This is a genomic window from Neobacillus cucumis (genome assembly GCF_002860255.1).
Lineage (GTDB): Bacteria > Bacillota > Bacilli > Bacillales > Cytobacillaceae > Neobacillus > Neobacillus cucumis_A.
Genome location: NZ_PGVE01000064.1, coordinates 166,730 through 191,046 on the forward strand (window position 1 = coordinate 166,730; position 24,317 = coordinate 191,046).

General features: G+C 38.7%; 25 protein-coding genes. 13 read left to right on the forward strand and 12 right to left on the reverse strand.

Annotated elements, in window-relative coordinates; translation table 11 throughout:
* The first annotated feature begins 57 nt into the window (after positions 1 to 57).
* On the forward strand, positions 58 to 210 hold the full coding sequence (locus tag CVD27_RS28235; RefSeq protein WP_180960333.1) for a hypothetical protein: 153 nt from the start codon (positions 58 to 60) through the stop codon (positions 208 to 210).
* Position 211: 1 nt separating this feature from the next.
* Complete coding sequence (locus CVD27_RS17350; RefSeq protein WP_101649150.1) at positions 212 to 397, forward strand: DUF3813 domain-containing protein; 186 nt, start codon at positions 212 to 214, stop codon at positions 395 to 397.
* A 69-nt stretch (positions 398 to 466) separates the two neighbouring features.
* Here CVD27_RS17350 and CVD27_RS17355 read toward each other — a convergent pair whose 3' ends face one another.
* Positions 467 to 1,309 carry a YitT family protein gene (locus CVD27_RS17355; protein WP_101649151.1) on the reverse strand — a complete coding sequence of 281 codons (843 nt, stop codon included), beginning with the start codon at positions 1,307 to 1,309 and terminating at the stop codon, positions 467 to 469.
* A gap of 117 nt (positions 1,310 to 1,426) precedes the next feature.
* On the opposite strand from CVD27_RS17355, the gene CVD27_RS17360 reads away from it, so the two are divergent.
* Complete coding sequence (locus tag CVD27_RS17360) at positions 1,427 to 2,275, forward strand: DegV family protein (protein ID WP_101649152.1); 849 nt, start codon at positions 1,427 to 1,429, stop codon at positions 2,273 to 2,275.
* Between the two features lie 41 nt (positions 2,276 to 2,316).
* On the opposite strand, the gene CVD27_RS17365 is transcribed toward CVD27_RS17360, so the two are convergent.
* Both CVD27_RS17365 and CVD27_RS17370 read right to left on the reverse strand, forming a co-directional pair.
* A complete protein-coding gene (locus tag CVD27_RS17365; protein WP_081810752.1) occupies positions 2,317 to 2,448 on the reverse strand; it encodes a DUF3941 domain-containing protein in 132 nt (43 codons plus the stop codon).
* Between the two features lie 71 nt (positions 2,449 to 2,519).
* Complete coding sequence (locus tag CVD27_RS17370; RefSeq protein ID WP_101649153.1) at positions 2,520 to 3,383, reverse strand: CvfB family protein; 864 nt, start codon at positions 3,381 to 3,383, stop codon at positions 2,520 to 2,522.
* 259 nt (positions 3,384 to 3,642) lie between these two features.
* On the opposite strand from CVD27_RS17370, the gene CVD27_RS17375 reads away from it, so the two are divergent.
* Positions 3,643 to 4,134 (forward strand): YajQ family cyclic di-GMP-binding protein, encoded by a 492-nt coding sequence (locus tag CVD27_RS17375; RefSeq protein WP_101649154.1) that lies wholly within the window; start codon positions 3,643 to 3,645, stop codon positions 4,132 to 4,134.
* A 150-nt stretch (positions 4,135 to 4,284) separates the two neighbouring features.
* On the forward strand, positions 4,285 to 5,157 hold the full coding sequence (locus CVD27_RS17380; RefSeq protein ID WP_101649155.1) for an SDR family oxidoreductase: 873 nt from the start codon (positions 4,285 to 4,287) through the stop codon (positions 5,155 to 5,157).
* A 32-nt stretch (positions 5,158 to 5,189) separates the two neighbouring features.
* Here the strand turns inward: CVD27_RS17380 and CVD27_RS17385 are convergent, their stop codons facing one another.
* Together CVD27_RS17385 and asnB are read right to left on the reverse strand one after the other, a co-directional pair.
* A complete protein-coding gene (locus tag CVD27_RS17385; RefSeq protein WP_101649156.1) occupies positions 5,190 to 6,689 on the reverse strand; it encodes an alpha-amylase family glycosyl hydrolase in 1,500 nt (499 codons plus the stop codon).
* A 125-nt stretch (positions 6,690 to 6,814) separates the two neighbouring features.
* A complete protein-coding gene (gene asnB / locus CVD27_RS17390) occupies positions 6,815 to 8,662 on the reverse strand; it encodes an asparagine synthase (glutamine-hydrolyzing) (RefSeq protein ID WP_101649157.1) in 1,848 nt (615 codons plus the stop codon).
* Positions 8,663 to 8,896: 234 nt separating this feature from the next.
* On the opposite strand from asnB, the gene CVD27_RS17395 reads away from it, so the two are divergent.
* Positions 8,897 to 9,460: a DUF2777 domain-containing protein gene (locus tag CVD27_RS17395; RefSeq protein ID WP_101649158.1), complete on the forward strand. Its 564-nt coding sequence runs from the start codon at positions 8,897 to 8,899 to the stop codon at positions 9,458 to 9,460.
* Between the two features lie 36 nt (positions 9,461 to 9,496).
* On the opposite strand, the gene CVD27_RS17400 is transcribed toward CVD27_RS17395, so the two are convergent.
* On the reverse strand, positions 9,497 to 10,528 hold the full coding sequence (locus CVD27_RS17400; protein WP_101649159.1) for a ThiF family adenylyltransferase: 1,032 nt from the start codon (positions 10,526 to 10,528) through the stop codon (positions 9,497 to 9,499).
* Positions 10,529 to 10,733: 205 nt separating this feature from the next.
* On the opposite strand from CVD27_RS17400, the gene CVD27_RS17405 reads away from it, so the two are divergent.
* Positions 10,734 to 12,563 (forward strand): aldehyde ferredoxin oxidoreductase family protein, encoded by a 1,830-nt coding sequence (locus tag CVD27_RS17405; RefSeq protein WP_101649160.1) that lies wholly within the window; start codon positions 10,734 to 10,736, stop codon positions 12,561 to 12,563.
* A 44-nt stretch (positions 12,564 to 12,607) separates the two neighbouring features.
* Here CVD27_RS17405 and CVD27_RS17410 read toward each other — a convergent pair whose 3' ends face one another.
* The 4 genes from CVD27_RS17410 to CVD27_RS17425 all read right to left on the reverse strand — a co-directional run bounded on the left by CVD27_RS17410 (position 12,608) and on the right by CVD27_RS17425 (position 14,692).
* On the reverse strand, positions 12,608 to 12,880 hold the full coding sequence (locus CVD27_RS17410) for a hypothetical protein (protein WP_101649161.1): 273 nt from the start codon (positions 12,878 to 12,880) through the stop codon (positions 12,608 to 12,610).
* A 1-nt stretch (position 12,881) separates the two neighbouring features.
* The gene (locus CVD27_RS17415) at positions 12,882 to 13,154 is read right to left on the reverse strand and encodes a ubiquitin-like small modifier protein 1 (protein WP_101649162.1); all 273 of its coding nucleotides are present in this window, start codon (positions 13,152 to 13,154) and stop codon (positions 12,882 to 12,884) included.
* A gap of 175 nt (positions 13,155 to 13,329) precedes the next feature.
* Entirely contained in the window at positions 13,330 to 13,689 is a 360-nt protein-coding gene (locus tag CVD27_RS17420; RefSeq protein WP_101649163.1) for a YisL family protein, read from the reverse strand.
* 94 nt (positions 13,690 to 13,783) lie between these two features.
* A complete protein-coding gene (locus CVD27_RS17425; RefSeq protein WP_101649164.1) occupies positions 13,784 to 14,692 on the reverse strand; it encodes a fumarylacetoacetate hydrolase family protein in 909 nt (302 codons plus the stop codon).
* A gap of 190 nt (positions 14,693 to 14,882) precedes the next feature.
* On the opposite strand from CVD27_RS17425, the gene CVD27_RS17430 reads away from it, so the two are divergent.
* The 6 genes from CVD27_RS17430 to CVD27_RS17455 all read left to right on the forward strand — a co-directional run bounded on the left by CVD27_RS17430 (position 14,883) and on the right by CVD27_RS17455 (position 16,959).
* Positions 14,883 to 15,104 carry a spore germination protein gene (locus CVD27_RS17430; RefSeq protein WP_101649165.1) on the forward strand — a complete coding sequence of 74 codons (222 nt, stop codon included), beginning with the start codon at positions 14,883 to 14,885 and terminating at the stop codon, positions 15,102 to 15,104.
* 18 nt (positions 15,105 to 15,122) lie between these two features.
* A complete protein-coding gene (locus CVD27_RS17435) occupies positions 15,123 to 15,368 on the forward strand; it encodes a spore germination protein GerPB (RefSeq protein WP_101649166.1) in 246 nt (81 codons plus the stop codon).
* A gap of 115 nt (positions 15,369 to 15,483) precedes the next feature.
* Entirely contained in the window at positions 15,484 to 16,110 is a 627-nt protein-coding gene (gerPC, locus tag CVD27_RS17440) for a spore germination protein GerPC (protein WP_101649167.1), read from the forward strand.
* Entirely contained in the window at positions 16,107 to 16,313 is a 207-nt protein-coding gene (locus CVD27_RS17445; RefSeq protein ID WP_101649168.1) for a spore gernimation protein GerPD, read from the forward strand. Before gerPC ends, CVD27_RS17445 begins: the two co-directional genes overlap by 4 nt.
* Positions 16,294 to 16,683 (forward strand): spore germination protein GerPE, encoded by a 390-nt coding sequence (locus CVD27_RS17450; protein ID WP_101649169.1) that lies wholly within the window; start codon positions 16,294 to 16,296, stop codon positions 16,681 to 16,683. Before CVD27_RS17445 ends, CVD27_RS17450 begins: the two co-directional genes overlap by 20 nt.
* Before the next feature lie 57 nt (positions 16,684 to 16,740).
* Positions 16,741 to 16,959: a spore germination protein gene (locus CVD27_RS17455; RefSeq protein WP_101649170.1), complete on the forward strand. Its 219-nt coding sequence runs from the start codon at positions 16,741 to 16,743 to the stop codon at positions 16,957 to 16,959.
* Between the two features lie 38 nt (positions 16,960 to 16,997).
* On the opposite strand, the gene addA is transcribed toward CVD27_RS17455, so the two are convergent.
* Together addA and addB are read right to left on the reverse strand one after the other, a co-directional pair.
* Positions 16,998 to 20,774, reverse strand: a complete 3,777-nt coding sequence (gene addA, locus CVD27_RS17460) for a helicase-exonuclease AddAB subunit AddA (protein WP_101649171.1) — start codon at positions 20,772 to 20,774, stop codon at positions 16,998 to 17,000.
* Entirely contained in the window at positions 20,767 to 24,261 is a 3,495-nt protein-coding gene (gene addB / locus CVD27_RS17465) for a helicase-exonuclease AddAB subunit AddB (protein ID WP_101649172.1), read from the reverse strand. The genes addA and addB overlap by 8 nt, the downstream gene beginning before the upstream one ends.
* Positions 24,262 to 24,317 lie beyond the last annotated feature (56 nt).

Here is a 24,317-nt window from a genome sequence, read left to right on the forward strand (position 1 = left end):
GAATTGAGGCAGCAATGCTGTTTCAATTATAGCTTTGAGCATATTGGAGGGATTCGAATGGGTAAATCAAACAAATCAAAACGCTTTGTCCAACAAGGAGTGGATACAGTCAGCAAGCATGACGCTCGTATCCCATATCACATGACCTACGCTGAAGCGGAAGCTCAGAAGATGGCCAATGTGCGCGAATCCTCACTTGGAGGAATATAAAATGGGAAACCAATTGTTCCAGGAAGCCAGACGATTTGTTGAGATGGCGAAATCCGCCAGCCCTAATGACCTTGATTCTGCGGTAGCAAAGGCAAAGAACTCATTAAGTTCAGCTTATGCCAATTCCACTGTTGCAGAACAAGCACAGCTCCGACAAATGCAACAAGAGCTAGATCAGATTAGATAGGTAAGCAAAGCGCCCGTTTTAGCGATATCATCATCGCTAAAACGGGCGTTTGCTCATTATCGGAAGAATTTATTCCCTTCGAAAGAATCCATAGACTGCTGTGGTTTGAACGATATTCGTAAAAGCATTAGGGTCTACTTCTTGAATTATTCGTTCTAAATCAAAGAGTTCATATCGAGTAATGACAATCATCAGCATATCTCTTGTTTCATTGGAAAATGCACCTTTTGCAGGGACCATTGTAATTCCCCTGACTAATTTGGCATGAATGGCTTTTTTCATTTCATCTGCCTTTTTTGTAATAATCATAGCTGTTAACTTGGCGTGTCTGGTATGAATGGCATCAATTACCCTGGTAGAAGTATATAAGGTAACAAGAGTATAGAGTGCTTTTTCCCAGCCATAAAGAAAACCAGCCGTAATAATGATAATCCCGTTTAGGACAAACATATAGGGACCAACGGGTTTGTCCTTCATCCGGGAAAGGACCATTGCTATAATGTCAACTCCACCTGTTGAGGCACCCCATTTTAACGTGATCCCCACCCCAATAGCTAGTATAACCCCTCCAAAAACAGCATTAAGTAAAATATCATGCGACACTTGCTTGATGGGAATCATAGAAAGAAATAAGGAAGTAAGCAAAACACTAATAAAACTGTAAACTGTAAATGATTTCCCGACCTTTTTCCAGCCGAGAATGGCAACTGGAATATTTAATAGTAGTAATAAAAAACCCATGGAAACATGAATTGGAGTATAATCACTTAGTACCTTTGAGAGTAATTGAGCAACACCCGTAAAACCGCTGGAATAAACATTCGCCGGTATAAGAAATAGATTCATGGCGACAGCATTTATTAATGCACCGGCAATAACGATGACGATTTTTTTAGTTTGGAGCCAAAGCAATGGAACTCCCCCTCACTTATTGATTTACAAACTGAATGGTTCTTCATTAAAAAATTGTAATTTAAAGATGAAACCGATAAACTGAAATTAAATATGATTGGAAAGCAGGTGAGCTTTATGACAGTAAAAATACTTGCTGACAGTGCATGTGATTTACCGTTAAGTTTTTATGAAGAAAATAATGTTGTATTATTCCCACTAAAAGTACAAATTAATGACCAAGATTATGAAGATGTAAAAACCATTGATCCTAAAACTGTTTATAATGCTATAAAAAGCGGGGTTGTACCAAAGACATCTCAGGTTTCTCCCCTTTTATTTGAAGAAGTTTTTACAGAAATGGCTGAAAAGGATGAAGATGGCATTTATATCGCCTTTTCCTCTGGATTATCTGGTACATATTCAACCGCTGTTATGATTCTTGACCAAGTAAAGGAAAAATATCCAAACTTCCAATTAACCATTGTTGATACAAAGTGTGCATCGCTTGGAATTGGTCTTATTGTTTTAGAGGCGGCAAAACTTGCGCGTAATAATGCTTCTAAAGAGGAAATTCTAGCTGATGTAAGATATAGAAGCGAACATATGGAACATATATTTACTGTAGAGGACTTAGGTTATTTAGCAAAGGGGGGCAGAGTTTCTAAAGCATCTGCATTTTTAGGCGGCTTATTAAATATTAAGCCGATTTTAAATATGGAGGACGGGAAACTTGTTCCAATTGAAAAAATAAGAGGTCAAAAGAAAGTATTCCGTCGGATTATTGAAATTATGAAGGAACGGGGCTCAAACTTGAATGAGCAAATCATCGGTATCAGCCATGCAGATAGTGAAGCAACTGCACTAGAAGTAAAAGAGATGATTGTTAATGAGTTCCACCCTAAGGAAGTTTATATCTCTTCCATCGGCTCGGCAATTGGATCCCATACCGGTTCTGGAACTATTTCTATTTTCTTTTTAAAATAAATATTAGGTAAAAAAAAGAGCGGGGGTCCCCCGCTCTTTCATTATTTATGATCTGTTTTCTTTGAGTATTGATTTTTTCCTGCTTGGCGATTTTTTTCTCGCATCATATTTTTTTCATGCCGCAAGGCGTTATTGTCCTGTGCTTTTTTATCGTTATCAGAAGTGTGTGGCATATCCTTACTCCTTTCTAAATCTCTTGCAAGACTATTGTCTGTCATTTAGAAAAAGAGTATGTAAGGAAACCTTAATCTTTTTTTGCGTAGGTCCAACTGCCTTCCTGATAGATCTTTCCTTCTTTCATTAACTTGCCTAATGCCCGTTTAAAAGCTCCTTTACTGAGACCAAAACGTTCTTGGATATCTTCTGGCATACTTTTATCATTATATGGCATCGCACCATTTCGGCTCATCAAGTATTCATAGATGTGAGCTGAATCTAGATCTTGGGATTCCTCTTTTCTTGCAAGTAAGGATACATTGATTGTCCCATCTTCTTTAACATCAATAATCCGTCCTTCAACTTTTTGACCTAAACGAGGCTCGACCATCCGTTGTGATTCATGGATAAATCCTTTGAACCCCTCAATTGTGTAAACCCAGCTGCCGACCTTGGCAGTTCGATAAATATGCCCTTGTATATTCTTGTTAAAATCCTTTCTGGTTGCATCAATCGAGATGGATTGAATTACCTGGTCACTCGCCAACCGGGCATAAAGCAAGTTACTCCGATTTACCCTTAAAGTAATATAAACCATATCCCCTTCGTTCGGCCATACTGACTGGTGAGCAGGGAGATCGTCTGCACCTAACAAAATGTCCTTAGGAAGACCGATGTTTAAAAATACACCGATTTTCGGATTCGTATCTGTCACTTTGACCCAGGCATAAGTACCAACAGAAAGCTCCGGTATTGTCATAGAAGCGGAAATTCTTCCTTGAGAATCGGTAAATAAAAAGACCTCTACCTCGTCCCCTTCCGCCAATTCTTGCTGCGCTTGGTTTTTATGCAATAAAACATCCTCATTACCATCTGTTAAAAAATATCCGAAATCCGCAATTCGAGCGACGGTTAATATAGTAGTTTGACCAATATGTTCAGTTAAAGACATTTTTTCTAACTCCTTTTTTTCTATGTTAAGGCGCTTCCGCTTTTCTTCTTGTCTAGCTTCAGCGCCTAGGGGCTCGGGGTCATAAGCCAATCCGTCAAGAAGGTTAAAGAACAACCTTCTCGCCGGCTCGGCTTATGCCTGTCGCCCCTAATCAAGGCGCTTCCGCTTTTCGTGCTTGTTTGACCTGCTATATTTTACTATAATGTACCCGTAAAGGGAAACTTTAGCAGCAATGTATCAAAATATTGGAGGGATGGCTATGTCTAAAGACAGCTCATTTGATATTGTATCCAAAGTAGACTTTTCTGAAGTCACTAATGCTATCACGCAAACCATGAAAGAAATTGGGACACGCTATGATTTTAAAGGTAGTAAAAGTGAAGTAACGCTCGATAAAGAAGAACTTGTTCTTGTTTCCGATGACGAATATAAAATGGACCAGTTAAAGGACGTCTTATTTAGTAAATTAATTAAGCGTGGCGTTCCGGTTAAAAATCTCGATTACGGTAAAATTGAAAAAGCTTCTGGAGGCACTGTTCGGCAGCGCGCAAAGCTTGCCCAAGGAATCGATAAAGAAAACGCAAAAAAAATTAATACTATTATTAAAAATAGCGGCGTAAAAGTAAAAAGTCAGGTGCAGGACGACCAAGTCCGGGTAACCGGCAAAAGCCGAGACGACCTGCAAAAAATTATTTCTTTAGTTCGCGATGCTGACCTAAGTATTGACGTTCAATTTATTAATTATCGATAATAAAAACTCAGGACAATGACGTTTTACTGCTCATTGTGACGGGTAATATTAAAGGCGTAAGGAAATCATCCTTCGCCTTTTTTATTTTTGACATGAATTTGGCTATTTTTTCTCACACTAACAGTGAATAAACATTGGGAGGTTAAGAGAATGAGTAATAACCAACAGCAACAAAAAAATACCTTTCCGCCACAGCATCAGAATCACCAGCCTGGGGTAGAAAGTGAAATGAATCCTCGTCCGGTTTCAGTAGATTCTAATTATAAACCGGGCGGAAAATTAGCAGGTAAAACTGCGATTATTACGGGTGGTGACAGCGGCATTGGAAAATCCGTTGCTATTTATTTCGCAAAGGAGGGTGCTGATGTCGCCATTGTTTATCTAGAAGAACATCAAGATGCTGAGGAAACAAAGCAGCTAATTGGAGCAGAAGGCCGTAAATGCCTGCTATTCTCAGGTGATATCGGTTCAGAAGATACTTGTAAGGAGATTGTCAACAGTACCATCAACCAATTTCAGAAATTAGATATTCTTGTGAACAATGCTGCTGAGCAGCATCCACAGGAAAGTTTGTTAAATATTACATCTGCCCAGTTGGAAAAAACCTTCAGAACCAATATTTTTTCCTTCTTTTATATGACAAAAATGGCTCTGCCTCATTTAAAAAAGGGAGCATCAATTATTAATACTGCTTCCATAACAGCTTATCATGGAAATGAACAATTATTAGATTATTCAGCTACTAAAGGAGCGATTGTCTCCTTTACACGATCTTTAGCAATGTCTCTGGCAAAACAGGGAATACGTGTAAATGGGGTCGCTCCAGGTCCAATTTGGACTCCTCTAATTCCTTCCACATTTCCTGAGGATCAAGTAGCGGCTTTTGGGTCAAATACACCGCTGGGGAGAGCAGGACAGCCTCATGAATTAGCACCGAGCTATGTATTTCTGGCCTCCGATGACTCTTCGTATGTAAGCGGCCAAATGATCCACGTAAATGGCGGTACTATTGTGAACGGTTAAAAAAATCGGCGGAAGATCTTCCGCCGATTTCATTATTCTGCTTTTCTACCGCGTTTAATAATTAAGAATACGAAGATTAAAGCCAAGATAACCACACCGACCAAAGCGGCTATGAAGGGGAAGTTCAACCCGCTTTTTTCAGTGAGCACATAGATTTCTGAATTATCACGGTCCACAATTAAGATATATTCATTATTGTGATTTCTTACCAGATCACCTGCAAGTAAACCGCGAAGCTCCTTATCGGGAGCTAATTGTTTGTCCGTTAACATCACCTTTTGTGATTTTGTTGAATTGTTTATCGCAATAATAGACGTTTCCCCTTTATAGACACGCTTATATACCACCATTCCTCCTTTATCATAAAGCATGTCCATTGTCCCTCTTGTTAAGGAAGGCAGCTGGTTTCTTAGTTCGCCAACCTTGGTAGTATAATCAATTAGATCTTTTTCAGTTCGGAAGTTCATTTGCCTGCGATTATCAGGAGTTTTCCCACCTATTAATGCAATATCTGTCCCATAATAATAAACTGGAATTCCTGGAGTTGTATAAAGGTATGTCAAGGCCGTTTTCCAACGAGAACCTGGAAATTGCCGATTATCCACTATATCCGTTGTAAAGCGAACGGTATACTCATTATCAAAGAAATTTGCCATTAATTCAGGTTTGGCAGCCTTAACTGAACCTGAGTTTACATTTGAAAAAGACTGATTAGTTGTGGCAAATGCCTTTCTTAATTTTACACTTTGGGCATAATTAAACACGCTGTCAATCCCAGTATTCTGATACTTTACTGCATCTATATCAGTATCTTCTGATGGCACACCCATTAAGAAAAAGTTCTTTTTCTCTTTCTTAACTGCTTTTGAAAAATCAGTCCAAAAGCTTAATGGAACTTGATTAACCGCAGGCAGACTATATCCGTCAATATCTGTTTTGTTAATCCACCATTTTGCAGACTCAATCAGATATTTTTTTACTTCAGGGTTGTCCTGATTCAGGTCAGGCAATCCATCCACCCACTCGTTTTCCCCATCAGACTGATTCTGTTTAGGATGATACCAGTTCTTTTTGCTAGGATCATTTACCCAAGGATGATCGAGAGCGGTATTATTTGTTACAAAATCAATAATTACCCTCATCTTCCGCTTATGTGCTTCTTTGACAAGCTTTTGAAAGGTATTGATTGAACCGAAATGCTCATCCGTTTTATAAAAATCCTTTATCCAATAACCATGATAGCCATTTTTGGTATTGTCAAAGATGGGAGTTAAACGAATGGATGTAAAACCCATATCATGTATGTAATCTAATTTGTCAATAATCCCCTGAAAATCACCGCCATTATAAGCAAATGGATCTTTTGCATTTACATCCATATCATCTTTTATATCCCCATCATTAAATCGGTCTACCATTATCGAGTAAATAGATTCATCCTGCCACAAACGATTTTCCTTTTTTACTGCTGCATGGGCAGGCAGAGACGAACATAGTAAAAAGGTTAAAAATAAAAGCGTTATTTTTTTCATACGTTTTCCTCCTCTAAAAAAGGAAGAGGTAGGCTCCCTCTTCCCAATTCTCATTTTAATCTAATAGCGTTTTTATTCCAAATTTTTATAATAAATTTTTGAATAATAGAGCTTTGATCTTTGAATTAATTAACCATATTTATATTATAATTTTTAAACCAGGTATGGAACTGAATCAAATAGGCTATTAATTGCGGCCCCGTCATGAGCTGGCCGAACCACGGTTCCTTAAATGAATCCCCGCCTGATTCTACGATACTTTGTAATTGTTCCTTTTGGAAAAACTCATGCAATACCGAGGATTTATCCTGTAAGATTGCTTCCATCCATTTTTGGATAGCAGCTGTATATTCAGGATTATGTGTTTTTGGATACGGGCTTTTCTTACGATAAAGAACTTCTTCTGGTAAGATCCCCTCAAAAGCTTTACGCAGAAGTCCTTTTTCCCTGCCTCGATACATTTTCATATCCCACGGAATATTCCACAAATATTCCACAAGCCGATGATCCGCAAATGGCACCCGTACCTCAAGGCTTGCCCCCATACTCATCCTGTCTTTTCTATCGAGTAAGGTGGTCATGAACCAAGTCATATTAATATAAAATAATTCTCTTCGCTTAGCTTCTTCAAAGCTTTCTCCTTCTAGTTTAGGAGTTTCTGCAATGGCTTGTTGATATTGCTCCATGCAAAATTCACTTAATTTTAATTTATCACGCCAATAAGGCTTTAGAAGATTCTGGCGTTCATTAACGGAACGCATCCATGGAAAACCTGGCCTCTCTAAATCCTGTTTTCGATGAAACCATGGATACCCCCCGAAAATTTCATCCGCACATTCTCCAGACAAACTAACAACGAAGTCCTTTTTAATTTCTTTACAGAACCAGAGTAAGGAGGAATCTACATCCGCCATTCCAGGGAAATCTCTAACGGTTGTGGCTTCTACAAGATCATGAACTAATTGTGCTTGTGAAATGGTCTTATTGTGGTGTTGAGTAGCAAACGTATCTGTCATCATTTGTATGAATGTTCCGTCTGCATCTGGCTGAAATTCATTCGAAGTGAAATACTGGTCATTACCTTCATAATCAATCGAATAAGTATGAAGCTGCCCTTTTCCTTGGTCCTCAAATCCTTTTGCTGCAATTGCCGTAATAATACTTGAATCGAGTCCGCCAGATAAAAAAGTACATAGTGGTACATCGGAAACTAACTGTCTTGTCACTGCATCCGTCACTAAATAACGGACCTTCTCTGCTGTTTCCTCCACACTTTCTTTATGTTCCTCACTTTTTACATTCCAATAACGCCAAATCTTTAAACCGTTTCGTGAAAAAGTTAAGGCATGGGCAGGGCGGAGTTCTTTCACCCCTTTGAAAATACCAGACCCCGGTGACCTTGATGGGCCTACCCCAAGAACCTCGGCCAGCCCTTCACGGGTGATCTCTGTTTTCATTTCCGGGTGAGCTAAAATAGCTTTTATTTCCGAGGCAAAAATGATTCCCTTTTGATGTTCTGTGAAAAATAAAGGCTTAACACCTAGGCGGTCTCTTCCAATAAAGAGCTGCTCCCTTTTTGGATCCCAAATGGCAAAGGAGAAGATTCCATTTAAATGATTTACGCACTCTTCCGCCCATTCTATATAGGCAGTTAACAGGACTTCAGTATCAGAATGACCTTTAAAAGAATATCCTTTAGTAAGAAGGATTTTGCGAAGATCTTCAGTGTTGTATAATTCCCCATTATAGCAAATGGTGTAATCAAAACCTTCTTTGTGTTTGGTCATTGGCTGTCTTCCCCCTTCAGGGTCAACCACTATTAGTCTTTTATGACCAAAGCCAGCATGTATATCATGCCAGATATTTGTTTCATCTGGACCTCTTTTTGCCAATGTATTCGCCATTTTCACAAGGGTTTCTGTTTCGTTCTTTATTGCTTTATTAAAATCTACCCATCCTGAGATTCCGCACATTCGCATCTCACTCCCTTACAAATAAATAACTGAACAGGTATTACATGCTCTATACTATTCAGCCCAGATTAAATGGTTAATTGTCCCAAATAGAATGGTACAAACACAACAAGGAAACACGGTTTCTTAGAAATAAAAAATTTTTATACTTAAGTTTTAGAAATAACCAGGTTATAAAAACACAAGAAGATGTCTAAAAAGAAAAATGAAAGCAACTGTGCACGGAGGTTAGTGATGAATCGACAACAGCGATTAAGACTATATGATTTTCAACAGCGAGCTTACAATGTAGGAACAGTCGAACAAATAAATGATCAATGGATATTTTTCGATGAAGAGTCTGAAGAAGCAACAATGTTAGATGACTTTATTCATCAAGAGATAGAGGTATTCCGGTTAAACCGATGGAAGAAAGGTATTTTGAGTGAACCCGGAAAAGTTATTTGTGGGAAAGAAGCGATTATGCTTCGTGATCACGACACCATTAGAATGAGAAAACACTTAATTTACTCTCTTGAGAGACTTCTGGATGGGGTGAATGATGACGCCTTTTTTCAGTTTGTAACGACCTTAAATTCTTTAAACTTTTCCATTTACGATTGCATCTATTGTTACAACCATTTATCTTTTTTATCGGACGAAAATCGAAAAGATGGGGTAAATTTTATGGTGTTTGATAACCAAGAGCAAATTTGTAATGTTCAGCATCATTTCTGTTATTTTGAAAAAGTTAATGACCGGTTTGAATTCACGTTAAACACCGGAAAACGATTAGTCATTGAAAAAATGATTTCATAAAAAGAAGGCTGGGACACTCCCCCAGCCTTCACTTATTTAACTACCTATGTACTTTGAGTATAGCTGTTTGGCTATAACAATATCATTAGTCCCATGGATGAGGACACGGCCATCTTTAAAAACCACTATAGAAAGTTCTTCATTCGGAGAAAAACGAAGTAAAAATTCATTAAATGATACTTTTCCACTTTTTTGAAGGTTTGCAGCTGTCCTTTTTAAATCTAACTCGCCTTTATGTTTGGGACTGATTTGGACTGTATCACGCCCGCAAAGCGTTGTGTATGCAACCTGTTTGCCGGAAGAACGATTTATAAAATCAAATTGGCCTTGCCCGCAAGCAGGACAATTTGGATTCTTTCCTTCTGAAATTTCCATTTGCATAGTTGAATGGTCCCAAATATCAATTTGCTCAAGATTAGGTGTTGTTTCGGCTCCTAAAATTACTTTAATGGTTTCCATTGCCTGATATGATCCTATGATATCGGTTAAAGGTGACAATACCCCCACTGTATCACATGTCTCTCCATTGCTGCTCGGAACATGTGGGAAAAGACAACGGTAACAGGGGGTTACCCCTGGCTTGATAACAGCAAACATTCCCCGCGAACTTACCGCGGCTCCATGTACCCATGGAATCCTATGCTTTACAGCTACATCATTTATTAAAAAACGAGTCATAAAATTATCCGTTCCATCGACAATTACGTCCATTCCAGATAATAGCTCTTCGGCATTGTCAAGATTTAAATCGGCAATAACCGCATCTACCGTAACAGCAGAATTGATCTCCTTTAACCTTTTTTGAGCGGCAATTGCCTTCGGAAGCTGCTTGCGCGCATCCTCCTCCGTATAGAGCATTTGCCGCTGCAGATTGGACCATTCTACTAAATCCCGATCAATCAGCCTTATGTACCCAATCCCAGACCGGACCAGATGATTAGCAATTACAGTCCCAAGTGCACCGGCCCCAATAATGGCTACCCGGCTCCCCAGCAATTTTCTTTGCCCTTCTTCCCCAACTGCTTGAAAAAGGATTTGTCTTGAATACCTGTCTAAATCATTTTTCATGAGCTCCCCTCTTTTCTACCCACAATCCAGTCAGTTTAATTTTATCTTAACAAATAATTGTCTGATATAACTAAATATTTTAATTTTAATAAAACTAGAAAAATTGTATAATAGAAATTAAATAATTAGCAAATTTTGGAGAAATCTCTTGACTTCCTAAGTTAAGAGATTCAAATAAAAAGGTAAACAGAAAAGAGGGGAATTTATGAGTATTGGCGGTTTCAAAAACAAAGAGGTTCTAGTTGATTTAACAAGTGGAACAGTAGACTACAGAGCTATCAATGAAGAGGATGCCAGAAAATACATAGGCGGCCGAGGTCTCGGTGTCAAATATGTATTAGATAACGGCCCGGAAGTGGAGCCATTATCTGCTGAAAACATCTTATGTTTTATGACAGGACCGGTCACCGGAACACGTTCATCCATGAGCGGACGTCTTTGTGTTGTAACCAAATCTCCACTTACGGAAACAGTTACAGACTCACACATTGGCGGCTGGACCGCTGCACGCTTAAAATGGGCAGGCATTGATAACCTCATTTTTAAGGGGAAAAGTGACAGACCCGTTTATCTTTATATTGAAGACGGTAAGGCCGAACTTCGGGACGCCTCTAATTATTGGGGAACTAGCACAAGAGCTTTTATTCAGGCTATGAAGGATCAATATGGTGAACAAGACTTAAGTGTAATGACCATAGGTCAAGCTGGGGAAAATACTGTTCGTTTTGCTTCCTTTATTAATGAACACGATCGTGCAGCCGGCCGTGGCGGTACAGCAGCAGTGGCAGGTTACAAAAAATTAAAAGCAATTGTTATTAAGGCAGCGCAAAAGGGAAATATGCCGGCACCTAAATTAGAGGCCGAATATAAAGAAGCCAATAAGAAAGCGGTTAAAGCGATATTAGACGGAGGTTTGACTGCACCAAATAAAGGTGGCTTATCTGTTTATGGTACCAACGTGTTAACAAATTTGATTAATGAAGTTGGAGCTCTTCCTACTAAAAACTCGCAGCTTACTCATTGGGATGAAGCGGAGAAACACAGTGGTGAATTTGTTAACACACATCTTCGTGTCGCTAACAATACCTGTCATGCCTGTCCGGTAGGCTGCAAAATTGAAGTGGAAGTAAAGACAAGCAAGTATAAGACACGTGTTGAAAGTGTGGAATTTGAATCTGCCTGGTCACTTGGCTCCAACTGTCTTCTAAGTGATGCGGAGGCTATTTCTTATTTAATTGACCGCTGTAATGAATACGGCCTCGATACGATCGAGCTGGGTCATTGCTTCTCAGTAACAATGGAAGCGTTTGAAAAAGGAATTATTTCTGAAGAATTAATCTGGGGTGACGCCGACTCCATGATTGAGTTAACTAAAAAAATTGCTCTTCGTGAAGGTTTTGGCGGCATTCTTGCTGAAGGTCCTGCACGCGCAACAGCTTCCTGGGGGGCACCTGAGCTTTCGATGTCTGTTAAAGGTCAATCAATTCCTGCCTACGATCCTCGAGGAATCCAAGGGATTGGGCTTGGTTATGCGACTAGTAATCGCGGGGCCTGTCACTTACGAGGTTATACAGTAGCCAGTGAAATTGCAGGTATTCCTGAGCCAACTGACCGTTTAAAACCGGAAGGAAAAGGTGAACTATTAAAAATATTCCAAGATATGCTGGCCTTCTCAGATTCTATGAATATTTGTAAGTTCTCATCATTCTCCGAAAATGCTGAGCATTATGCTGAACAATACAGTACGATGACCGGAATCCCAATGACGGCTGATGACGTCATGAAGGCTGGGGAAAGAATTTATAATCTTGAGCGTTACTATAATAACCTTGCCGGTTTTAATCAACGCGAAGATGATTTCCTTCCAAAACGATTTACAGAAGAACCAGCATCTGGGAACAGTGCAGGTCATGTAAGCCGGATGGATATCATGCTAGAAGAATACTATCAAGTCCGCGGCTGGAAAGATGGTTTAGTACCAGAGCAAAAGCTTCGGGAATTAGGAATTATTGATTCTGAGAACCAGTTAGTTTAGTATATAAAAAAGCATCTGCGATGAAATGATTCGCAGATGCTTTTTTAACCGCCAATTCGAGTGGTTTTATACCGATAATGCATAATAATCTCATTTAGTTTATCTTCATTTTCCGCTATAAAACGGACTTTTACTGCATTAACTTTAAAGATGGCCGTAAATGAAATTTCTTCTTCCGATCTTATCTGGCCGCTCCATCCCACAGCCTCAAATATATATGGAAATGTATCCGTTACCCTTTTTGCCCCAAGTTCTTCAAAATACATGCCGAGATGGTCTATATTTATACCACGGAACTCTAAGTCTCTTTCTGCCATTTTACCCACCGGCAACTGGCGGAAAGAGGGCAAATTGATCTTCTTCTTTCACTCTTGTTTCAACGTCTTCAAGATGGATAATATTCCTTCCGTTCACGTACACATGAACAAACGGTAGCAGCGTTCTTTCTGACGTAAAAATTTCGGCCTGTAGATCCGGAAACATGTCTACCATTTTATCTAAAACATCGATTACTCGATCACCTTTCGGCTTGACCTCTACCGTAACCCCTCCGCAAATTTGCCGGAGATTCGCAAACACCTTGACAAGCATATGTATCTCCCCTCCCTATATTTAAATATTAAAACCAAACTGGGATGTTGTCACTAGTAGAGCATAAAGAAGCCAATTAAAATAACAAATTTCTATTCCTCAGCTTTCTTTACTGATTTTGTCCCTTTAGATAATAATAAAACTGCCGAAAATTCCACTCCGGCAGTTTAAATCATTATGGATGTAAAAATGACATTGGTAATTTTACAAATCCTAAATATAGTACTAATAACCATGCTACAACAAACTGAATCCAAAAAGTTGAGGTTCTCCGATTATTAGCAACGCGGCCAAGGATCATTTCGAATAACCCGATAATCCATAATCCAACAACCGCCTTTAAAATGTACCATACATCAATTTTGTAGACTGAAAAAAGAAGACCTGCACCTGTAGCGATAATCAATAAGTATAGTACTCTTAAAATCATTTGAAGGATTTTAGCGCCCTTTGTTTTTCCCTTTTTAAATAATGAAATGGCCACAAAGAATAGGATAAGTGCTAAAAACCATGCGGTAATATGTGCATGAATCACAGTAATTCCTCCTTATGTATGTCCTGCTCGAACCTATCATACCATAGGAGAACTCAAAATACGAAATTAAGCTAACTTACTTAGAAAGTTCGATTTATTTTTCAATCACATTCCTTAATGTTCCAATTTTCTCAATCCGTATTTCCATTTGATCTCCCGGCCGCAAGAACTTAGACGGCTTAAAACCCTTGCCAACGCCTGCCGGTGTACCCGTCGCAATAATATCCCCAGGTTCAAGTGTCATTCCTCTTGATAAAACAGAAATTACCTCTTCAATCTGAAAAATGAAGTTTTTCGTATTAGAGGTTTGTCTAACTTCTCCATTGATCCTTGTTTCAATATCTAGTCCATTGGGATTCGTAATCATACTTTTATGAACAATCCATGGACCGAATGGACAGGTAGTATCCAGACTCTTTCCAATAAAAAATTGTTTATGCCGTGATTGTAAATCCCTTGCTGTAACATCATTTATAATACTATAACCAAATACAAAATCTAATGCTTCTTCTTTTTTTATTGCTCTTCCCCTTTTTCCGATAATGACGGCTAGTTCCCCTTCATAATCAAGCTGATTTGTTACATTTTGATGGTTTAAAACTAGCTCATTGGGTCCAACAACTGTTGTTGGTGCTTTTGTAAATACCATTACATGTTCAGGGATATCCTCTACGCTTCCCATTTCAATTGCATGTTCGGCATAATTTTTTCCAACACAAAAGATATTCTTCTCTGGCCTTGGAATTGGTGCTAATAGGGTCACTTCTTTTAGCGGCAGGTACAATTGACTTGCTGCTCCTTGCTTTTCAATCCAGGCAAGCAAATCATTTACTTTTTCAATAAACGTATCCCCTAAAGCAATACACTCCGTCATAGATGCAGGAAAATCACTTTTCCCACCTCTTATTTCTTCTGCTTGATTTAATAAGAGCACACCTGTTTCCTCATAGTCTACGATTCCAACAAAGGTTTGATCTTTATAAAATGCAGTTACAAACTTCATAAATATTTCCCCCTCTAAGAATGAACCATTATTTATATAATAAAATAAACAGAACTATCCAACAAATATTTTGGGCAACTGATTCACATTACAACTGCCTAGTCATAGGATAATAAGAGCCTATATGGGCAAAAGCTTAAACTCTGCCATAATTCTGATTTAAAATTTGAAATGTAAAAGGGTGTTGTCTATGCCAGCGATTGTTGGAGTTGCACAGGTTATTACACTTGGGAGCAGCTCTGTTTTTCACATTGGGGATGTCTATAAAATCATGCCATTTGCTACTGCAAAAACATTTTCTGGGGCTGGTTCGTTTAATACGGGGGAACAATTAAACGTTAATAACCAATTAAGTTCAACAAATACAAGTGATCCAGATGTCATTGATCAAAACAATTTCCTTAATATGTAATGAACGGAGGATTAAAAAATGAACTTTTATATCCAACAGTCCATTCATATTTATTTAATTAAAATAGGAGGTATTACTAACTCCTCTGTTTTACAAATCGGCAGTGCTGGTATTATAAAACCTCAAGCCAATCTGTTTAATACCGGGGGATTTACACAACCTGCACCACCTGGGATAAAACCCGAAGGAGCTGGTGGAGTTCTACCTTCTTCACAAATATTAGCACCTTCAGTACCTCTCCAAGCCGCTGTAAGAACTACTTAAAAAAATGGGATAATAAGATAACTTGTCCCTAATGAACTTATTTAAATTATGCAAATCAAGTTGTGGTTGTGCATATAGTTAAAAATAAGGGATTAAAGTGGGCGAGGTGAAGCAAATGTATCAGGATTGTTCCCAATATCTACAATGGATGCAAATGAGTATTCAAGCCCAGGAAAAAAGAATTGCTGCATTAGAACAAGCAATACAAAAATTACAGCAAGATTTCCAGCAGGTTAAAGAAAAACCTACGATTCATGTAGATCGAATTGAATATAGCTTTGATCAATTGAAAGTAGAGACCCTTGAGGGAACCTTAAATATTGGTTTAAATCCAAATGATTTGTCTAATATCGAGGACTTTGCTGTCCAAAACCAGTCATTAAATACTCCAAGCCCCAATCCTCCGAAAGAGCAAATGCAGCGATCGATAAAAATTGAAGAAGCTATTTATCAATATTTAGAAACTGAATTACCACAAATAATTTATGATGCTCAAAATAGGTTAGCCATTCAGCCAAACGATTCTTACCTAGCTTTCATAAAGGAAGATATTATTCGACAGCTGCCTAGCAGAATTGACCACCATCTAAAAGTGAATAGTGCAAAAGTTCGATCGAATGAGAATGATCATCCTTCAATCGATGAAGTTGTCATTCATTCAATCAAGCAGGAAATCCAAAATGGAGTATGGACCTTTTTAAATAACCTGCCTGAAAATATGAAAGGAATGAAGCCAGAATGAATTTCGAAGTTTATAATCACATCCTTCATGTTGAGAATATTAAAGTTATCGGGGTTGCGAGCTCCTCGTTATTACTGGTGGGCGATGCAGAAACCATACAGTTGGCCTCTGTTTTTGATACCCCCGCTGAATCACTAATTATAGGGCCATTTGTCCCTCTAGAACAGGACGTGACGCCTGGCTATGCTAGCCCGAATCTCTAGTGTCGACACTTTCAAGAACACAATTGCTTCGTTCTCATCTGTTGTTCAACTTGGTGATTCATGCATCCTGAATGGATTTTCACGGGCACTTGCTGTTCAAAGGGAAGCTGAAGTATTTTTCGGGAACGAAGGAAACTTCCCTTCTTATTCCATTTTTAGAATGCCGCTCGCATTCCCTCCTATTACTGAGACTATCTCTTATATAAGACACAATCGAACTCCAATCATTAAGGCAAATAATATTTATGTTACTGCTGTTTCCAACTCATCGATTGCCCATATTGGAAACACAAAACATGTATCGATGGAAGTAAGGATTAAGCATATCCGACAACTCCTGCCACATGGACATGAACAAGAAATGACATAAAGCATATGTTAATGTATGGCCTATCACTGTAAGTTAAAATAGAAAAGGATGTTTTTCATGCCAGCAATTCTTGGTCCAGTACAAATTGTAAATGTAGGTGGAGGAATTGTACAATTTGGTGATACTGTTTATATCTCCCCGAAAAGCAGTTCTAAAACAAATGCTGGCTCGGGTGCATTTAATACTGGTGGAATAATTGTAACGAATAATGGCTTAAGCGGAACGAATGTACTTGATACCAATTTAATTGATCAGCCAATAGCGGGGAATAATTAAAAATGACATAAACCATAATGGTCTATGTCATTTTTTATTTAATCTACTTTTAATACGTGTGCACCATCAAAGAAAAATAGATATCTTTCGGCAACATCTCTTTTCCAAATCTGTTCAATGGCTTTAGTATATAAATTAATTTGCACTTTGTAACGATCTTCAAGGATTGATTTAGCCTGTTGGAAACCGCCTTTATATCTGTCTGTTATTCCGTCTGATTTAAAGTCTATTAACACTAGACCATTTTCATCCTCTAAGATACAATCAATAATCCCTTGTACGAAGACAGATTCATCTCCTTCATTCCAATCAGGATAAACCTCTCTTGCAGGCAAGGAAACCGTAAAGGGGACTTCTCTGTGAACGGCTTTTGCATAAAAAAACCTTTGTCCCAATGATGAAGTAAAAAATTGGGCAATTAATTTTGCATCAATGACTTCACTCTGTTCTGCTGTTAACAGTTCATTGTTAACCATCCAGGCTAACTGTTCCACGATGGCATTTTCATTGACTTCTTTTGTCAAATCCACATGCTGCATAACCATATGCATTGCCGTCCCCCGTTCAGCAGGGCTTAATTGTTTTTCCTGCATAAACTTCGGCCGTTTCAAAATAGATTTACTGAATCGCCCTACGAGTTCTTTACTGCTATATTCATCCGTGAATTCCCGGACGCGTTTAATTTCCGATACAGTTTGCTTAGAACGGTGGCTTGCGGATCCTGGGAAAGGATATTCCCATGTAAGCCGTGCATGAATTTTTTCTGCTAAGTTCGATTCAGATGGCATTTGCTCAAAATTTTGAACCCTATTTAACCATTCATCTTCTTCATTCTCTATTGTAATAGCCTCTTTTTTTATTTCATCCGCATGCTGAAGTGTTATTTTCCAAATTGAAGGATGGTTAGAAATTTCCTGTGGAATCTGTAAACTTCTTTCTCCTTCATCAAGGAATTCATGGGAAGTTTGATGGCGCATTAACGATGGTCCAATCCAGTCAATATAACTCATTGCACCGGCCCGTTCATAGTCTTTTAATAGCCACTCGGTATTTGTAGAAACATCTCGCCATTTGTCAATTTGTTTTCCTGCATCTTTTAATGTTGCAGTTATATAGAGCTTTTCCTTAGCCCTCGTCATCGCAACATAAAGAACGCGCATCTCTTCGGCCAGCATTTCCATCTTCTTCTTCTGTTTAAAGGCGATTTGAGGTAAAGAAGGATAGGAGATACGCTTTGAAGCATTTACATATTTAGATGCAAATCCAAATTCTTTATCAAGCATATATGGTTTACGAATATCAGTCATGTTAAAATTCCGGGCCATCCCAGCCATAAAAACAACCGGGAATTCTAATCCTTTACTGCTATGGATAGTCATAATTCTGACAACATCTTCTTGCTCGCCCAGTGCTCTCGCAGCCCCAAGATCATCTCCTCTTTCCATCATCCGCTCAATAAATCGTAAAAATCGAAACAATCCACGGAAAGAAGTCTGTTCATACTGACGTGCTCTGTCGTATAAAGCTCGTAAATTTGCCTGACGCTGCTTACCGCCAGGCAGCCCGCCAACAAAGTCATAAAATTGAGTATCACGGTAAAGCTGCCAGATTAGCTCAGAAAGTGAACCTTGTCTTGCCAAAGAGCGCCACTCTTTTAATAGGTCAAAAAAGATTCGAACTTTTTCATAATATGGTTCATTCACTTCATCGGTATTACTTAAACAAAAGGAAGAAACAGCCTCCCAAAACGACCCACGCTTTTTGACTATCCTTATCTTTGATAATTCTTCTTCATTTAGTCCAACAATAGGGGAGCGGAGGACAGAAGCAAGCGGGATATCTTGATATGGATTATCAATAACCCGTAGAAGAGACATCATGATGGATACTTCTGTCGCCTCAAAATAACCAGTAGATAAATTTGCATAAATAGGTATTCCTTGCTGTTTGAACTCCTCCATAAATTGCGGTGCCCAGGTCATAGACCTTAAAAGAATAACTACATCCCGATACATTAATGGTCTTTCCTTTTTTGTTTTCGTATTATATACAGGTGAACCACTCGAGATTAATTCTTTAATTTTTGCTGCAATAACCCTCGCTTCAAGTTGAGACTGTTCAAGGTCCGCTACATCGAATTCAACCACTTGTGTATCATTTTCTGGTTCTTGTTCTTCAGGGGTTTGACTTTCAGCATTTTGGTCAATTAGTATTAACTCTACCGGATATTCCCTCTCTTCAGAATATGGTGCACCGTTTCGGAGTTCGGCCGCCTCGTCATACTGAATTTCTCCTACTTTTACCCCCATTATCTGCTTAAATAGGTAATTAGTGGCATCAAGTATCTCTTTCCTGCTTCGAAAATTTTGAGCAAGATCAATCCGGAGTCCTGACACGGAACCGTCCACAGTGAAACGATTATACTTGGAAAGAAAAAGCTGTGGTTCAGCTAAGCGAAAACGATAAATTGATTGCTTAACATCTCCTACCATAAAGAGATTACCCGTTTCCTCCTCATCTTTTGCTACCAGCTTCAAAATGGTCTCCTGCACCATATTCGTATCTTGGTACTCGTCGCAGTAAACCTCTTTAAAATGACGGCGGTAAGCAAGTGCCGCTTCGGATGGAAGGAATTCGCCATTCTCTTTGACTCCTTCTGTTAAAATAGCAAGACAATAATGCTCAAGATCGTTATAATCTACTAGACCCTTTTCCCGTTTAGCTTTCGCAAAACGTGTTGAAAACTCTTTTACTAAATAAACAAGGGTATCAATTAATGGACGCATTTCTTCCATATCCCGCAGAAAGCTTTCAGGCCGGCGAGAAAAAAGTTCGTCCTTTATACCTTGAATTTTTTTCTTTGCTTTGTCCCGAAGTTTTTGCGCCTTTTCAGTTAATTCCTTGTCATAGTGATCACCTTTTACCTGTTTAGCTCTAGAGAAAGACCATGTTTGCATGGCCTGGTAAAGCGTGTTCCATGAATCCTGCTCTGCTGACATCAGAGTATCAATGACTTGCAAATCATCTAAAAAGTTTTCTGCACGTGGTGCCGGGCCATTTGGAAGTTTGGTGAGTTCAAGAGCTTGATTAATCATTTCTTTTGCAGCTTCTAATTGCAATTTAATATCAAAAAGAAGTGCACCGATAAAGGACAGCTCCTCAATATTTGATACTTTCTCCACTTGATACATAGAAACCATCGTTTCTAAGTAACTATCTGGAAGAGGATTGGACTGAGCAAAGTCATAGATGGAACGAACGATATCCATTAAGGCCGCATCACTGCGATCACTTGTAAAGGAATCTACTAAATTAAAAAATGCCTCATTTTCCTTTTTTCCATATTCCTCTTCAAATAATTCTTCCATTACTTCATCCCTAATTAATTGGGCCTCTGTTTCATCAGCGATTCGGAAGCCAGGATCGACATCGATTAAATAATAATACTTACGGATGACTTCCATACAAAAAGAATGCAGAGTGGATATGGTTGCCTTATTTAATAAACTAAGCTGTTTGCGTAAATTTCTTGACTCAGGATTTTGATCAATCGCTTTTTCAAGCGCCTCACCAATTCGATGCCGCATCTCGGCGGCAGAAGCACTTGTAAACGTTACTACTAATAATTGGTCAACATCGATCGATTCATCTTTAGAAAGGATTTTTTGGATGATCCTTTCCACAAGAACTGCCGTTTTACCTGAACCTGCTGCTGCGGCAACAAGAATATCCTTATCTCTGGCTGCAATCGCCTTCCATTGATCATTCGTCCAGGTAACTCCTTCTGGCTTTGGAGGAATCACAATACTATTCATTTCCAGAAACCTCCCCTTTGATCAATTCCATCACCTCATCCTTAGAATGGGGTGTAAGAATCCGATAATGATTGCTTTCAATAGATTCATCAAATTGACAAACCGATTTATAAGAACAAAAAGTACACGGTGTTTTATCCTTTAATTTAAATGGTGATATATCAATTTTTCCGTTAATAATGGCGTTACCTGTTTGCTTATAGATCGACCGAACGTGGTTTCTAAGCCGGTCAAATTCTTCTAAACTTGCAACTTTCGATCTTTTAGATAAGTTACCATCTTTCTTGATTCCAGCTGCTACAATTTGTGAGTCCCCTGAATCAAGAGATTGGTCCATCAGCTGGATGACCTTTTGATCACTTAGCATTAACCCATTCATTTTAAACTTTTTCATTATTTCCTTTTCAATTTCATCAATAGTGAGCATTTTCTTTGTATTAATAAAAGGATTATGAACATGAAAGTAAAGGACTCCAGCTGGGCTGGCTTTCATTTCAACCAATTCATTTGAATGTGTCATGACGATGTCAAGGTAGGTCAGCATCTGCAAAGCTAAACCATAGTATACTTCTGTCATATTTACATCTTTTTCACTTGATTTATAATCTATTACCCGTAAGAAGACATGGTCATCTTCTCCATTCGCTTTATCAATCCTGTCAATTCGTCCAGCTAATTCCATTCTTTTTCCATTCTTTAATGCAAAAGTAAGAGGGGGCAATTCCCCATTCGGTCCAAAACCTAATTCTAAACCTATTGGAGAGAATCCACTTACCTTTGCATGGTCACTTAAAACGATAGATGCACGGGTAATAATTTGTTCTAGCTTTCGCTGAATATAATGGTGCCTCTCGGAGCTTAATAAAATTTCATTTTGCAGTTTCGGCGCCAAGGTTTTGACAGCTTCTCTTGAAAGATGTTCACATTGCTGACGAGTTAACTCAGCCCAAGAGATATTTTGTTGGTTTACTGTTTCGGCAATTTGTTTTAAAGCTGCATGGAATAATTCTCCAATATCCGGTGCTTCTAAACGGAAAATTTGCCGTTCGCGAAGCTTTAGCCCATGCTGGGCAAAATGCGAAAAAGCACAGCCATTATATAATTCCATTCTTGAAACACTTGCTTGAATAACATCCCCATATAATGCATCCGCAACTTCAGAGGATAACTGGACCGTGCTGTTTGTATAAAAAAGACTGGATAATACTTTTTTGGCCTTATTTTTCCATGGGCTATTTAGATAGTAGTTATACACATCCCACCACAAATCAGCGATCGGATAGTTTCTCTTTTTCAATTGCAGTTGTGTGTTTAAGTAGGATAAGGTGGTTGTAAAATTAGACACAAACCCCAATTGCCCCTCCTCTTCAAGTTCTGAAGGGTCTGCAACATAATAAGCTTCTTGAAGGTCAGGAAACATATCCTTAAGACGTTTAATATAAGACGAAGGAATTAAAGCTTTACCTTCATCGTTGGCAAGCGGATAGCTAACATAAAGAAACTCAGATGGTGCCGTAAAGGCTTTATAGGCAAGGAAATTTTCATCTAGCAGGCGGGTACGGCTGCTTGGCGCTACATTCATTCCTGCTGCTAACAGCAGTTCTCGGTCCTCATCCGAAAGAATGCCGTCATCAGAGATTTTTGCTGGTAACACTCCTTCAGTGACACCAACAACAAAAACAATCTTTATATCATTTAATCTCGATTTTTCAAGGTCCCCTATTAATACTTGGTCGAGTGCAGGCGGAATAAGTGAAAAATGTAAGGAATCAAAACCCGCTTCTAAAACTGCAGCAAAGTCTTGTAAACTAACTTGCTCATTGCCTAATATTTCTACATATTGATCGAGAAGGTCAACTACAGCGTTCCACACTTGTTCGTGTTCACGCATTCTTACAAGATCACCATTCTCCTCAGCAGCTATTTTCCAATTTTCAAGTTTATCTGGTATATCCAATTCTTCCAAATATAAATAAATTGCCTCGCAAAGCTTACGTCCAGTATCAGCTTTTTTCAAGCGTCTGGACAAACGTAATATGGGTGCTGTAATGAGAAGTTTTAATTCATTTAATTCATTCTCAATTTCTTTTTCGGCGTCCGTTTGGGCACCTCCCGTTGATTCCAGCCCTCTTATCCTCCGGTATAACCAACGGTCCTTTTTCGTCCATTTGCTGCCATTAATGCCATAGGCTAAACAATAATTCTCAAGCCTGTCCATCTTTTCACGCATTTTAGAAGCATTTTCCCTTAGTGGATACAGCAATTCTGTTTTTACCGCTCTAAATACTGGTTCATAACGCCAGAAAGAGTTAATGATTTCAAGCGTGGAACGAATTAATTCAATTAAGGGATGATTGAGCATTGTCCTTTTCTGATCAATAAAATAAGGAATTTGATAATCGTCAAAAACCGGTTCGACAATTTCATGATAGTCCCCGCCATTTCTGATTAACAAAGCGATATCTCGGTAACGGTATCCACTTGATTGAATGATATGACGGATTTCCCGTGCAATTCCTTCAATTTCTGCCCTTCTATTAACAGCCTGGCTAATTTGAATCTCAGTTTTCCCGTGAAGTGGTAATGCTGGACGAGTATCAAAATATTTTTCTAAATGATGTAAAGAAACAGATGTCCATTTTCGTTGTTCCGTTAGTGTAATTGGATCTTCTATATCGATACCGTTTGTTTTAGCCATATCATAAAGGCTATAACAGGCATCAGCCGATGCGCGGAACAAATCGAGTTCATCTGGTGTAAAATCAAAAGCCATTCGGTCTGTAGTCATTGCAATTGATACACGTTTACACTGTTTCATTAATTCTGAGATGATTTGATACTCCTGCGGCGTAAAGCTGTAAAACCCATCTATATAAATTTCCGCTTCTTTAAGGTAGGATGAGACTGAAATTTTTTCTGTCAAAAGGCGGAAGTAATCTTCTGAATCAATGTATTTACCAAAGACTTCATCTTCAAATTTGGAATAAACCTTTTCTAAATCAGTTAATTTATCATGCAAGGCTTTGGAGGAAGTGCTATCCATTTCAAGCTGAGCTGATTTTTGAATTAACTCCTCCGGACTGATACAGTACCGCTTAAATTCAGTAATCATTTGTTCAAGCTGCTGGACAAAGCCATTTTTATCAGCCGACCGCTGAAAAATGTTTAAGTTTTCTTTTTGTTCATCTATAACTCTACGAATTAACATGTTCATACCAACACTGCTTAAATGAGTACGGGTTATCCCGCCTGTCTCCTGTAGAATTCGCCATGCTAAACGTGAAAAGCTGAATACCTGGGCCCGAATCATTCCGCCGATACGTGAGTCTGTCGCCAAACGATATTCCGTTAAAAATGTCATTTGTTCTGGAACTATATAAATAATTGGGCTGCCTTCCGGATTTTCTACTAGACGGTCACGTATTTCATTAAGTAACAATGCGGTTTTTCCACTTCCAGACCGGCCGGTAATCATTCTTAATGCCATAAGTAAACCTCCTTTTCGCAAGTACTTTGTATCTCTCATTCTATCACAAAAGAGCA